Origin of the sequence: Enterobacter cloacae complex sp. I3 (assembly GCF_014896175.1) — a bacterium.
GTDB classification, from domain to species: domain Bacteria; phylum Pseudomonadota; class Gammaproteobacteria; order Enterobacterales; family Enterobacteriaceae; genus Enterobacter; species Enterobacter bugandensis.
On sequence record NZ_JADBQZ010000013.1, the window covers coordinates 1 to 12,693 of the forward strand.

Consider the following 12,693-nt stretch of genomic DNA (forward strand, 5'->3'; position numbering starts at 1 on the left):
GTTTATAGATTAAGTGAATTGACTTTTTTTGTGCAAAATTAAAACGGCTTTTAGTGAATACTTCCAGCCATCCGAACCTGATGTTATGTATATACCCTGCGAGTAAAGAGTAGCTGTCAATGGCGCGTAAAAAGAAAGAAGAGGCTCAACAAACCCGACAGCAGTTGATTGAGGCGGCTATCGGGCAGTTTGCGACGCGAGGTGTGGCCAGCACGACGCTGACGGATATCGCCGATGCCGCAAAGGTTACGCGTGGTGCTATCTACTGGCACTTTACCAGTAAAGCAGAGATATTTAATGCCATCTGGGAACAGCAATTACCGCTACGTGAAATCATTCGCGACAGGCTTTCTCTCTCCGAAAATGATGATCCGTTGTTAATACTTCGTGAGCAATTCATTACTGCGCTTCAGTATATCGCACGCGAACCCCGTCAATGTGCGCTATTACAAATTTTGTATCATAAATGTGAATTTACTAGCGATATGATTTCAGAGGATGAAATTCGGAAACGTATTGGGTTCAATTATGATTCTTTGCGCGTTACGCTGGAAAAATGTATTTCTCGAAACATCATTTCGTCGCAGGTGAACGTTGAGCTGACCATGATCGTATTCCACGGTTTTTTTAGCGGCATCATTAAAAACTGGTTAATGAATACCGACAGTTTTAATCTTTATCAGCAGGCGCCAGCCCTGGTCGACAGTATTCTGGCGACACTCCCTCTCTTGCGCGTGTCGCCTCATAATGATTACGGCTCAGCGTCTGGCAACATTTCACCCCGTGCACAAAGCGCCTCGATGGTCTGCGCGCTGGCGGGTTTACCTAACAGATAACCCTGTAAGGTATTACAGCCCAGCTCCGTCAAAAAGGCTTGCTGCGCTTCGGTTTCCACACCTTCGGCCACGACTTTCAGGTTGAGCGTTTTCGCGAGGGCCACAATCGCAGAGACAATGGTGGCATCCTCGCTTTCACCGCTTAACTCTTTCACAAACGCTCTGTCTATCTTCAGTTCACAGGCCGGTAAACGCTTGAGATACAGCAGGCTCGAATATCCGGTCCCAAAATCATCAATCGAGGCTTTCACCCCAGCATCCGTCAGCTCTGTCAGCACCCGCACGCTCTCATCGGGGTTGCTCATCGCCGTAGTTTCCGTGACTTCCAGGATCAACATTTCCGGCGGGACGTGATGACGCTCCAGGCAGTCGAGCACTGTTTTAACCAGCGAGGGCTGTTCGAACTGTAGCGTCGACAGGTTTACTGCCATTGACCAGTTTCGATGCCCCTGCAGATGCCATTCTCTCAGCTGGCGACAGGCTTCGTTGAGCACCCAGTTACCAATAGGGATGATAAGCCCGGTTTTTTCCGCCAGCGGCAGGAAAAGATCCGGCGTCAGTAAACCCTGCTTCGGATGCTGCCAGCGCAGCAGCGCTTCAAACCCGAGGAGAGGGCCCGCGGGCGCGTGAAACTTTGGCTGATAAAGCAGGCGCAGTTCATTACGATCGACGGCCATCCACAGATCGTTCATTAACTGAAGATGGGTCTGCGCCAGAGTGTTCATGGAGGGCTGGAAAAAGTGATAGCCGTTTCGGCCCATATGCTTGGTGTGATACATCGCCGCGTCGGCGTTAAACATCAGCTCACGTTCGGTTTTGCCGTCGTGAGGGTACAGGGCGATACCAATGCTAAGCGTTACCACCAGTTCGTAGGGGTCGAGAGTGAACGGGCTATCGATCGCCCGCACCAGCGAATTTGCCAGCGAGGCCGCATCGTCCGGACCTTCTCCCTCAGCCAGCAGAACAAACTCATCGCCGCCAATGCGTGCAAGGGTAAACTGGCCCTTCAGGAGATGCAGCAGACGCTGCGTAACGGCGACCAGCAGCCTGTCACCGACATCATGGCCGTAGGCGTCATTGATGGCTTTAAAACCGTCGAGATCCATGAACATCAGGGCGAAATGGGTACCTTCACGGTCAGCTTTGCTGATGGCCTGATCGAGCCGGTCCTCCAGCAGGATACGGTTGGGCAGACGCGTCAGCGTATCGTGCAGCGCCAGCTGCGCAAGTTCCCGGTTCGCTTCTGCCAGCGACGAGGCCAGAAGGGCGGTTCGTGCCTGCAGGCGGGCATCCAGCATCGACACCAGCAGGGTGATCCCAAGAATAGAGAGCGCGACGACGCTGACCAGCACGGCCAGCCAGCTGCCGTTAATACCCTGATGGTGAACCATGGTGGACAATGGAAACTGCGCGGCCTTCATCCCGGCGTAGTGCATACCGGCGATAGCAATTCCCATCGTGATGGCGGCACCCAGGCGCATCAGCACCACCTGAGCGGCTTCGTGACGCAGGCGGAAGGTCAGCCACAATGCTGCAAGCGAAGCGGCAAGCGCAATCACGACCGAAATGGCCACCCACAGCGTGTCCCAAACGATCCCCGGCCTCACCTCCAGCGCCGCCATACCGGTGTAATGCATGGCAACAATACCGATTCCCATCACCAGAGCGCCGGGGAGCAGGCGGCGCATGCGCAGCTGTTCACAGCTGACGAGCCATAGCGCAAACAGTGACGACCCCACGGCGATGACCATAGATAAAATCGTCAGGGTCGCGTTGTAGCTCATGCTCATGGAGAGATCCATCGCCAGCATGCCGATAAAGTGCATTGCCCATACGCCAATGCCCATCGCAACACCGCCTCCCGCCAGCCAGACGCGCGCTGCGACACCCTGACTCCCGGCGACGCGTGCAGCCATATTCAGCGCGGTGTAAGCAGCAAGGATAGCAACAGCAAAGGAGAGGGCTACTAGGATAGGGTTATATTGGCTAACCAGCATGGTCGGTTCTACTCGAGTATGACGTTACGCAGGAGAGGTTGAGAAGGGCGAGACATTATCACCGTCAGGTAACGGCTCAAAGGGATTTAAATCCCCGTTTTTAGTGGGTAATACGGGGAGGTTGGTGACGGCAGGGTGTTAATCGAGTTCTGAACAGTTCACTAATTTCAGCGGATTGACGGAGTTCATATTGCGGCACTTGTCGGTTTCGGTGCTCATCAGTTCAATCCACTGCATCAGGAGGGCATCGAAAAGGAAAACGGAGATTGCAAAGACGACCAGCCACCAGTATTTACGAATCATTGTGTCATTCCGCGAGAAGAGAGCCACTGAAGTGGTGGAAATATACACGAAAAGAAGCGGTTTAAAAGCGGGATAAGCAAAGGTTTACAAAGCGTTGACGGTGAAAGAATAAGACAATAAAAAAGGCGCATCCCCATGCCAGGTAGCGCCTTTTTAAACAAGCATTTGACTGATTAGTATCAGTTCATGCCATATTTTTTCAGTTTCTTACGCAGAGTACCACGGTTGATACCCATCATCAGCGCAGCGCGGGTCTGGTTACCGCGGGTGTATTGCATCACCATGTCCAACAGTGGCTGTTCAACTTCAGCCAGTACCAGCTCATACAGGTCATTAACATCCTGACCATTCAGTTGAGCAAAATAGTTCTTCAGTGCCTGTTTAACCGAGTCACGCAGGGGCTTTTGAGTTACCTGATCCTGAGAGTTAACGGTAGAAACGGTCAGTACGTCAGAATTTACGCGTTGTTCGAACATAGTTCTGTCAGCTCTTTATTTCATTACGCAAGATTTTCGAAGTATGCCTCCAACGCCTCCAGCTGTTCGCTGGCATCCTCAATGGCGTTGAATGTGCGCCGAAACTGGTCATCTGGAGCGTGCTCCTGGAGATACCAGGAGACGTGTTTACGCGCAATTCGGTACCCTTTTGCCTGACCGTAGTGGTCATGCAGTTCCCGAACATGCGAACAAAGCAAGCGCTTTACCTCTGCCAGAGGCAGTGGGGCAAGCAGCTCCCCAGTGTCCAGATAATGCTGGATTTCCCGGAAGATCCAGGGTCTTCCCTGAGCTGCACGTCCTATCATCAGAGCATCAGCTCCCGTATAGTCGAGTACAGCCCTGGCTTTAAGCGGGTCAGTTATGTCGCCATTCGCGATAATCGGAATGGAAACCTTCTGCTTAACTGCCCGAATGCTGTCGTATTCAGCTTCACCATTGAACAAACAGGCGCGAGTGCGTCCGTGGATGGTCAGGGCCTGAATACCACAATCTTCGGCCAGTTGGGCAATCTCTACACAGTTACGGTGTTCCGGCGACCAACCCGTGCGAATCTTCAACGTAACAGGAACGTCCACTGCGCTGACAACCGCCGTCAGGATAGCTTTCACCTGGTCGGGGTATTGCAGAAGGGCTGAACCTGCAAGCTTGCGATTCACCTTTTTGGCCGGGCAACCCATATTGATATCAATCATCTGGGCACCACTTTCCACGTTAATACGCGCGGCATCTGCCATCTCTTCAGGCACGCTTCCGGCAATTTGCACGGTGCGAATACCTGGTTCATCAATGTGCACCATCCGAAGGCGGGATTTATCGCTTTCCCAAACCTGCGGGTTAGACGACATCATCTCGGATACGGTTAAACCGGCTCCCATCTCATAGCACAGCGTCCTGAACGGCCGGTCGGTAATACCTGCCATTGGGGCTGCGATCAGGCGATTTCTAAGCTGGTGGTGTCCGATGCGCATGAGTTAAGAAATGACCATACTGTGACTGCAAGGCGGCGTATATTACGCATTTTTTGCACGAGATGAAAGGCCAAACTTTGAACAATCCACTGTTGTAGATCAAGGAATCGCCGCGCAATCTTTTCGTTTAAAATTATTCATTATTGAAATCATTGAGTTATGCGCTGATGGCTATTTTATGTGCGCTTACAATTTCCCGTAACTTCTCATCATTTCTGAATAAATGCGACAGATGAGCGGGATAATCTGCTGTTTTTAACAGCAGATTTCCCCACTTCTTTGCGATCTGCGTCGCATTTTAGAACATGATCTCTGGGCAAAAAATAGACGTTATTCGAGGATAATACGACCGTGGAGGGACTGTACCGGCCGGTTATTATCGTGATGCATTGTGTGGGTGAATTTCTCGAGCTGCCCGGCGGAGACCGTCAGAGGATGCTTAAGCACGATCCAGGTGACGCCTTCTGAACACGGTGGCGTTGTCAGCGAGCCGCTAAAGCGCCAGTACGTTTTATCTTCCGGCAGCAGCTTATTCAGGTTGAGCTCCTGCTTGATGGAGACGTTCAGCTCAGCCTGCTGAGGCATAACGTCCCACAGTTTATCAAGTTCACGGTTCTCTGCCCCTTTGTCGAACATGACCGCGACCACCGCCAGTTCCCCCTTCGCATTTTTATGCACAAGGTGCATTTCCATCGCGTAATGCTTGCCGTGCACGGTGTTTTCGCTCGGCGCGTGGAAGTGGAACTGCTGTAATGTCCAGGTTTGCTTATCCAGCGTGATAGTGTCGCGAGTGTCGGCCTGCTCGCTTGCCTGAATAGTATGGCCATTGTTTGTCAGCGTCACAGGGCCGTCAACGTAGTGCGTTTGCAGCGGGGAGAGATGGGCGTTAGCGGTTGAATCAATATCAATGGGAGACTGGTTCATTCCACTGTTACAGGTCTTGTACGCTTCATCCAGTTCACCCCAGTGCTCCGGTGAACTTTCTCCTTTGTAGCTCCAGTGTGATGCGCATGCTGAAGCCGAGATCATGCTCAGCGCTAACAGCGCTGCCTTGCTATAAACGTGTTTCATAATATTTTTCCCGTGAATTTTTATTATCCAAATCAAAATTTATCATTATGATTTGTGTGGTTATTTTACTGGAGGCAGGCCAGGGGCGGGAGGAATATTGAGGAGAAAAGGCGTGGTCAGAGGACCACGCCAAATGCTTATTTTTTACGACCGGTAATGCGGCACCACTCTTCTTTCTCTACAACCGGGTCGAGCGCAAAGAGATCGGCGTAGGCTTCGCAAACGCTCTCCGCCTGGCTTGCCAGAATGCCGGAAAGTCCCAGCAGGCCACCCTCAACCGGCAGCACGCTGATTAATGGCGCCAGTTCACGCAGTGGGCCCGCGAGAATGTTTGCGACCACCACATCGGCTTTCATGGCTTCTGGTTGCGCTTCCGGCAGGTAGAGCTCCAGACGATCGGACACGCCGTTACGCTCGGCATTATCGCGGCTGGCCTGAATGGCCTGCGGATCGATATCGATCCCGATGGCTTTCGCCGCGCCCAGTTTCAGGGCGGCAATCGCGAGGATCCCGGAACCGCAGCCGAAGTCGATCACCGTCTTACCTTCAAGATCCAGACCATCCAGCCACTGCAGGCACAGAGACGTGGTTGGATGGGTGCCGGTGCCAAACGCCAGGCCTGGATCAAGCATCACGTTCACCGCGTTTTCATCGGGAACCTCGCGCCAGCTTGGGCAGATCCACAGACGTTTGCCGAACTGCATCGGATGGAAATTGTCCATCCACTCGCGTTCCCAGTCTTTGTCTTCCAGCTGTTCGATTTTATGCGCGAAGCCTGCGCCCAGCAGCGGATGGTTTTCCAGAATCGCCACCACCTCTTTCATGTCGGTTTCGGCATCGAACAGGCCGATCACGTCGGTATCACCCCACAGGCGCGTTTCGCCCGGCAGCGGTTCAAAGACCGGCGTGTCGTGCGTGTCCTGAAAGGTGATGGAGACAGAGCCGGCTTCCATCAGCGCATCGCTTAGCTCTTCGGCGTTCGCGCCGGTTGTGTTCAGTTTTAGTTGGATCCACGGCATGGCAAAACTCTTTATTTATCAGTAGAAATCATAGCGGGTTGTGGGGCGGGCTGACCGAAACGGTTCCCCACCACAAACGCCAGTAAACTTAGCAGTAACGAAGGCACAATCGGATGGAAGCCCAGGTACTGAATCTTAAATGTCGCAAGGATGGCATACAGCACACCGCCAACAATCATCCCGCTCAGCGCGCCTGCAGCGTTCGCGCGTTCCCAGTAAAGACCTAATACCAGCGGCCACAGGAAAACGGCTTCAAGACCGCCAAACGCAAGCAGGTTCAGCCAGATAATCATCTCCGGCGGACGCCATGCAGCTAACATCAGCAAAGCTCCTAACACCAGCGTAATGACGGCAGACATCCGCTTCAGGCGACGTTCATTTTCAACCTGCTCAGGGCGCAGGTTCAGATAGAGATCTTTAATGATCGTAGCGGAACTTTGCAGTAACTGGGCGTTAATGGTCGACATAATGGCGGCCATTGGCGCTGCGAGGAAAATTCCGGCGGCGAAGGGCGGCAGCACTTTAACCATCAGCGTCGGGATCACCAGATCCGGCACGGTAAGGTCGGGGATCACCGCGCGCCCTAACGCACCTGCCAGGTGCATACCAAACATCAGGACCGCGACCACAATCGTCCCGATGATGATGCCCTTGTGAACAGCTTTACTGTCTTTATAGGAGATACAGCGCACGGCGGTATGCGGCAGACCAATCACCCCGAAGCAAACTAACACCCAGAACGAGGTCATAAAGGTCGGCGAGAGGATATCATCCGCGCCCTGCGGTGAAATCAGTTTCGGGTCAATCGCTTCCAGGGTTTCCACCGCATGAGTGAGTCCACCCGCGGCATGAACAATCCCCACCAGCAGAACAATCGTACCGATGAGCATGACCATTCCCTGCAGCGTATCGTTCAGCACGCTGGCGCGGAACCCGCCAAACGCGGTATAGAGCGCGATGCTTACCCCGAAGATAAGCAGGCCTGTCTCGTAAGGGATCCCGGCCGCCGTTTCCAGCAGGCGTGCCCCGCCGATAAACTGTACCGTCATCGCGCCAATAAAGGCCACCAGCAAGCTTAAGCTCGCCAGCCACACCAGTAAGCGGCTCTGGTAACGGGCAAACAGCATGTCGTTGAGCGTGACGGCATTATAGCGGCGCGCCAGAATGGCAAATTTCTTACCAAGAATACCGAGGGAGAGCCAGACGGCAGGCAGCTGGATCATCGCCAGCAAAACCCAGCCTAACCCATACTTGTAGGCCGCACCGGGGCCGCCAATAAACGAGCTGGCGCTGATATAGGTCGCGGTCAGCGTCATTGCCAGCACAACGCCGCCCATCGAACGGCTGCCGAGGAAATACTCGTTAAGAAAAGCACCGGTCGTTCTTTTGCGCATGGCGTAAATGGATAAACCAAACACGACCAGCAGGTATGCGACAAGCGGCAGAATGACTTCAAGCTGCATCATCGTCCTCCAGCGGAATATCCCGGTAGATAAATTTCACCATTGCCCAGCACAGCAGGATAAACACCAGCGGTACCAGCAGGCAGGCCATTTCGAACCAGTGCGGCAGGCCGGTGATGCCAATAACGGAGTCAGGTAAGTAAGCAGTTACTAACCATGCAGCAAGATAGAGAAGGGTCAGCCACAGCGCCCAGCGCGCTTCTTTATGGGCCTGAACAAAACGTTTGTCCATTTTTTGTCCCTTGTGGATGCAGAAAGCGGGGATTGTACATGATGGGGCTTTGCGATCCCCAGAAATAAAAAAAGGCCGGATAATCCGGCCTTTTAGCAACACAGCTCTCTTACTTCTCGTTCGGGCCGAGTTTTTTCTCCAGGTAGTGGATATTGGTTCCACCATTCTGGAAGTGCTCGTCGCTCATGATACGCATCTGCAGATCAACGTTGGTTTTAATACCGTCGATGATCAGCTCCTGCAGGGCGTTCTTCATGCGGGCAATCGCCACGTCACGGTTTTCGCCGTAGCAGATGAGCTTACCGATCATTGAGTCATAGTACGGCGGTACGGTGTAACCGGCGTAGATATGAGACTCCCAGCGCACGCCAAAACCACCCGGCGCGTGGAAACGCGTGATTTTACCCGGGCTTGGCAGGAAGGTGTTCGGGTCTTCGGCGTTGATACGGCACTCTACCGCATGGCCTTTCACCACTACTTCTTCCTGCTTGATGGACAGAGGCTGACCGGCTGCGATACGCAGCTGCTCTTTGATCAGGTCAACGCCGGTGATCATTTCGGTAACCGGGTGTTCAACCTGAATACGGGTGTTCATTTCAATGAAGTAGAACTCGCCGTTTTCGAACAGGAACTCAAAGGTACCCGCCCCGCGATAGCCGATATCGACGCACGCTTTGGCGCAACGCTCGCCGATGTAGCGACGCAGTTCCGGGGTAATGCCCGGCGCTGGCGCTTCTTCGACCACTTTCTGGTGACGACGCTGCATGGAGCAGTCACGTTCTGCCAGATAGATCGCGTTACCCTGACCGTCAGCCAGCACCTGAATTTCGATGTGGCGTGGGTTTTCCAGGTATTTTTCCATGTACACCATGTCATTGCTGAAAGCCGCTTTCGCTTCCGCTTTGGTCATGGAGATGGACTGCGCCAGTTCAGCATCGCTGCGCACAACGCGCATACCGCGACCGCCGCCGCCGCCGGACGCTTTGATGATAACCGGGTAGCCAATGCGTTTAGCATGAGCACGGTTAGCATCCATGTCGTCGGTCAGAGGGCCGTCAGAGCCTGGCACGGTTGGAACACCGGCTTTTTTCATTGCGGTGATTGCAGACACTTTGTCGCCCATCAGGCGAATGGTGTCGGCTTTCGGACCGATGAAGATAAAGCCAGAGCGTTCAACCTGCTCAGCAAAGTTGGCGTTCTCAGAGAGGAAGCCGTAACCCGGATGAATTGCCACCGCGCCGGTGATTTCAGCGGCGCTGATGATAGCCGGGATGTTCAGATAGCTTTTTACGGACGGAGCCGGGCCAATACAGACCGTCTCATCCGCCAGCAATACGTGTTTTAAATCGCGATCCGCGCTTGAGTGCACGGCCACGGTCTTGATGCCCAGTTCTTTACAGGCACGAAGAATACGCAGTGCAATCTCGCCACGGTTGGCGATAACAATTTTATCCAGCATGTTCGCCTCGTTACTCGATGACGACCAGCGGCTCGTCAAATTCAACCGGCTGACCACTTTCGACCAGAATCGCTTTCACAGTACCTGACTTGTCAGCTTCGATCTGGTTCATCATTTTCATCGCTTCAACGATGCACAGGGTATCGCCTACGTTGACTTTCTGACCCACTTCGATGAACGCCTTCGCGTCCGGGCTCGGGGTGCGGTAGAAAGTACCAACCATTGGGGAACGTACGATGTGACCACTGATTTCTGCTGCAGCGGCAGGTGCGGCTTCAGCTGCTGCTGGCGCAACGGCTGCGGAAAGCGCAGGCTGCTGCACTGGCGCAGCGTAAGCTTGCTGCATTACCGGGAAGCTAGCGGCTGGGGCTGCACGGCTGATGCGTACAGACTCTTCGCCTTCAGAAATTTCCAGTTCGGAGATGCCTGATTCTTCAACCAGCTCGATCAGTTTTTTAATCTTACGAATATCCATGAGTGGGTTCCGTACTCTTGTTTAGTGTGATTGTGACAAGCGTTTTACCGCTGTCTGTAAAGCGTATGAATAGCCGTCTGCGCCCAGTCCGCAGATAACGCCAGCAGCGATATCCGACAGATACGAATGGTGGCGGAACGGCTCTCGGGCGTGCACGTTACTCAGGTGGATCTCGATAAACGGGATACTCACCGCGAGCAGTGCGTCGCGGATAGCAACACTGGTGTGCGTAAACGCGGCCGGATTGATCAGGATATAGTCCACAGTGTCTTTAGCCTGATGAATACGGTCGATGATTGCGTACTCCGCGTTTGACTGAAAATGATCCAAATCCACATTCAGCGAGGCTGCTTCCGTGCTCAGACGGTTAACAATTTCGCTCAATGTCAGCGTGCCGTACTTCTCTGGCTCACGGGTGCCGAGCATGTTCAGGTTCGGTCCGTTTAAAACTAAGATGTGGAACTTATCAGTCATTATGCCGCTATCTCCTGCGATTTTCGGGTAAAAAACAAAATATACCGTCGAAGCGCAAATGTCACCTTTTCAGAGGCCCAAAACCGCTGTCAGGCGAACCAAGGTCGCACATTATAACGATTTCGTAGCATTTGGCAGCTAAATACTGGTCTTATCAGGGAAGATTATCAACCGCAATCCAAAAAAGATTTGCGGTTGAGAGGTAATCTGCGGGAAAACGCACAGTTTCGCGAACTATCGCAACCACTGGCGGAACTTCTTGTAACGCCATGCTAAAAGCGCCACGGCTGCCAGCGCGTAAAGGACCGGCTGCGGAGAGAGGATCTTCACCGACCACAGATAATGAATGGGGGCGAGGATCGCGACAAGATAGACGAAGTTGTGCAGCAACTGCCAGCGACGGCCCAGCTTTCGCTGCGCATATTGCGTGGATGTCAGCGCTAACGCCAGCAGGATCAGCCAGCTAACAATGCCCAGCATCAGGTAAGGGCGTGTTACCAGCTCGCGGCCAAGCAGTGTCAGATTGTTAATTCCCAGTTCCAGCAGGGCGTAACTGGTGAGGTGCAGGGTCGCCCAGGCAAAACACCATAGCCCCAAAAGCCGACGGGTGCGTATCAATAATGGCTGTTTAGCGTAGCGCGCCAGCGGCGAGACGAGCAAGGTGGCCAGTAAAAATTTCAGAGCCATCCGACCGGTAAAATGCTGGATATCCTTTGCCGGATCGGCGCTAAAGAGGCCCTGGCTGGCCGCCCAGAACAGCCAGATAAAAGGAAGTATCCCGGCTAAATGCAGCAGCACTTTCAGCCAGGTAATCTGCTTTGCCGTTAAACGCACTCAGAAGTTCTCCCGTAAATTGAGGCCACGGTAAAGGGACGCCACTTCATCCGCATACCCGTTAAACAGCAGCGTGGGCTGGCGCTTCACGTCCAGCGCGCCGCCGGAGCCAATAAAGCGTTCCGTCGCCTGCGACCAGCGGGGATGATCCACATGCGGGTTCACGTTGGCGAAGAAGCCGTATTCACCCGGCGCCGCCAGGTTCCATGTCGTCGGCGGACGTTCGCGGGTCAACTTAATGCTGACGATCGATTTAATCCCTTTGAAACCGTATTTCCACGGCACGGTTAAACGGATGGGGGCACCGTTCTGCGGCGGAAGCGCCTTGCCGTAAACGCCGACGGTCAGGAGGGTAAGGGGATGCATGGCTTCGTCAAGACGTAACCCTTCAACGTATGGATACTCCAGCCCGCCGCCGATGAACCGGTCTTTCTGGCCCGGCATCTCGTCCGGGGCGTAGCGCGTCTGGAAGGCGACGTATTTTGCGTTGCTGGTGGGTTCAACCATCGTCAGCAGCTTATGCAGCGGGAAGCCTACCCAGGGCACCACCATCGACCAGGCCTCTACGCAGCGCATGCGATAGATACGCTCCTCAAGCGGGAAGCGGGTGGTCAGATCGTGATGGTCCAGCGTCAGAGGTTTTGCCACTTCACCGTCGATTTTCAGCGTCCACGGATCGGTTTTCATGCTGCCGGCATTGGCGGCAGGATCGGCTTTATCCAGACCAAATTCGTAGAAGTTGTTGTAGCCGGTGACTTTATCTTCCGGCGTGAGCGCCAGCGTGTTTTGCCATTCGGCGGGTTTGGTAAAGGTAAGCGGGGCACCGGAAGGCGCCTTAGGGCGATCGTTGCCTTTAAACCAGTCGAGCAGGTCGGCGTGTGCCGCTGGAGAGAGCGTCAGTGCCGTGGCGCTGATGCCAAGCATTTTCAGGATCTGGCGGCGCTGTAACATAAAGACAGACTCAGACGTTACGTCGGCTTCCGTCAGTTTTCGGTTTTTCATGGCATCCTCCGTCATGCGTTTTTCTAAGCATGACGGAGGAGAAGCGTTAGCGCGAATATGTCA

General features: G+C 53.7%; 14 protein-coding genes. 1 reads left to right on the forward strand and 13 read right to left on the reverse strand.

All coding sequences use genetic code 11. The features are described 5' to 3' along the window. The first annotated feature begins 119 nt into the window (after window positions 1-119). A complete protein-coding gene (gene envR, locus IM271_RS11665; protein WP_047367028.1) occupies window positions 120-836 on the forward strand; it encodes an acrEF/envCD operon transcriptional regulator in 717 nt (238 codons plus the stop codon). On the opposite strand, the gene IM271_RS11670 is transcribed toward envR, so the two are convergent. The 13 genes from IM271_RS11670 to msrP form a co-directional block, all read right to left on the reverse strand. Beyond that, the gene (locus IM271_RS11670; RefSeq protein ID WP_193052629.1) at window positions 752-2,833 is read right to left on the reverse strand and encodes a bifunctional diguanylate cyclase/phosphodiesterase; all 2,082 of its coding nucleotides are present in this window, start codon (window positions 2,831-2,833) and stop codon (window positions 752-754) included. The two genes, envR and IM271_RS11670, sit on opposite strands and share 85 nt — an antisense overlap. Window positions 2,834-2,971: 138 nt before the next feature. Next, a complete protein-coding gene (locus tag IM271_RS11675) occupies window positions 2,972-3,136 on the reverse strand; it encodes a DUF2556 family protein (protein WP_014885446.1) in 165 nt (54 codons plus the stop codon). A 179-nt stretch (window positions 3,137-3,315) separates the two neighbouring features. Further along, on the reverse strand, window positions 3,316-3,612 hold the full coding sequence (gene fis, locus IM271_RS11680) for a DNA-binding transcriptional regulator Fis (protein WP_000462905.1): 297 nt from the start codon (window positions 3,610-3,612) through the stop codon (window positions 3,316-3,318). Between the two features lie 23 nt (window positions 3,613-3,635). Next, window positions 3,636-4,601, reverse strand: coding sequence for a tRNA dihydrouridine synthase DusB (gene dusB / locus IM271_RS11685; protein WP_193052630.1), 966 nt, complete (start codon window positions 4,599-4,601; stop codon window positions 3,636-3,638). Between the two features lie 330 nt (window positions 4,602-4,931). Then, window positions 4,932-5,672 carry a carbonic anhydrase gene (locus IM271_RS11690; protein WP_047367030.1) on the reverse strand — a complete coding sequence of 247 codons (741 nt, stop codon included), beginning with the start codon at window positions 5,670-5,672 and terminating at the stop codon, window positions 4,932-4,934. Between the two features lie 137 nt (window positions 5,673-5,809). Continuing rightward, window positions 5,810-6,691, reverse strand: a complete 882-nt coding sequence (prmA, locus tag IM271_RS11695; RefSeq protein ID WP_028014613.1) for a 50S ribosomal protein L11 methyltransferase — start codon at window positions 6,689-6,691, stop codon at window positions 5,810-5,812. 11 nt (window positions 6,692-6,702) lie between these two features. After that, window positions 6,703-8,154: a sodium/pantothenate symporter gene (gene panF, locus IM271_RS11700; protein ID WP_193052661.1), complete on the reverse strand. Its 1,452-nt coding sequence runs from the start codon at window positions 8,152-8,154 to the stop codon at window positions 6,703-6,705. Further along, window positions 8,144-8,386 carry a YhdT family protein gene (locus IM271_RS11705; RefSeq protein WP_028014611.1) on the reverse strand — a complete coding sequence of 81 codons (243 nt, stop codon included), beginning with the start codon at window positions 8,384-8,386 and terminating at the stop codon, window positions 8,144-8,146. Before IM271_RS11705 ends, panF begins: the two co-directional genes overlap by 11 nt. A gap of 109 nt (window positions 8,387-8,495) precedes the next feature. Beyond that, entirely contained in the window at window positions 8,496-9,845 is a 1,350-nt protein-coding gene (accC, locus tag IM271_RS11710) for an acetyl-CoA carboxylase biotin carboxylase subunit (protein WP_193052631.1), read from the reverse strand. Window positions 9,846-9,855: 10 nt separating this feature from the next. Continuing rightward, window positions 9,856-10,320, reverse strand: coding sequence for an acetyl-CoA carboxylase biotin carboxyl carrier protein (accB, locus tag IM271_RS11715; protein WP_008502856.1), 465 nt, complete (start codon window positions 10,318-10,320; stop codon window positions 9,856-9,858). A 21-nt stretch (window positions 10,321-10,341) separates the two neighbouring features. Further along, a complete protein-coding gene (aroQ, locus tag IM271_RS11720) occupies window positions 10,342-10,794 on the reverse strand; it encodes a type II 3-dehydroquinate dehydratase (protein WP_028014610.1) in 453 nt (150 codons plus the stop codon). Window positions 10,795-11,028: 234 nt separating this feature from the next. Continuing rightward, the gene (gene msrQ / locus IM271_RS11725; protein ID WP_028014609.1) at window positions 11,029-11,628 is read right to left on the reverse strand and encodes a protein-methionine-sulfoxide reductase heme-binding subunit MsrQ; all 600 of its coding nucleotides are present in this window, start codon (window positions 11,626-11,628) and stop codon (window positions 11,029-11,031) included. Next, on the reverse strand, window positions 11,629-12,630 hold the full coding sequence (gene msrP / locus IM271_RS11730) for a protein-methionine-sulfoxide reductase catalytic subunit MsrP (RefSeq protein ID WP_193052632.1): 1,002 nt from the start codon (window positions 12,628-12,630) through the stop codon (window positions 11,629-11,631). Window positions 12,631-12,693 lie beyond the last annotated feature (63 nt).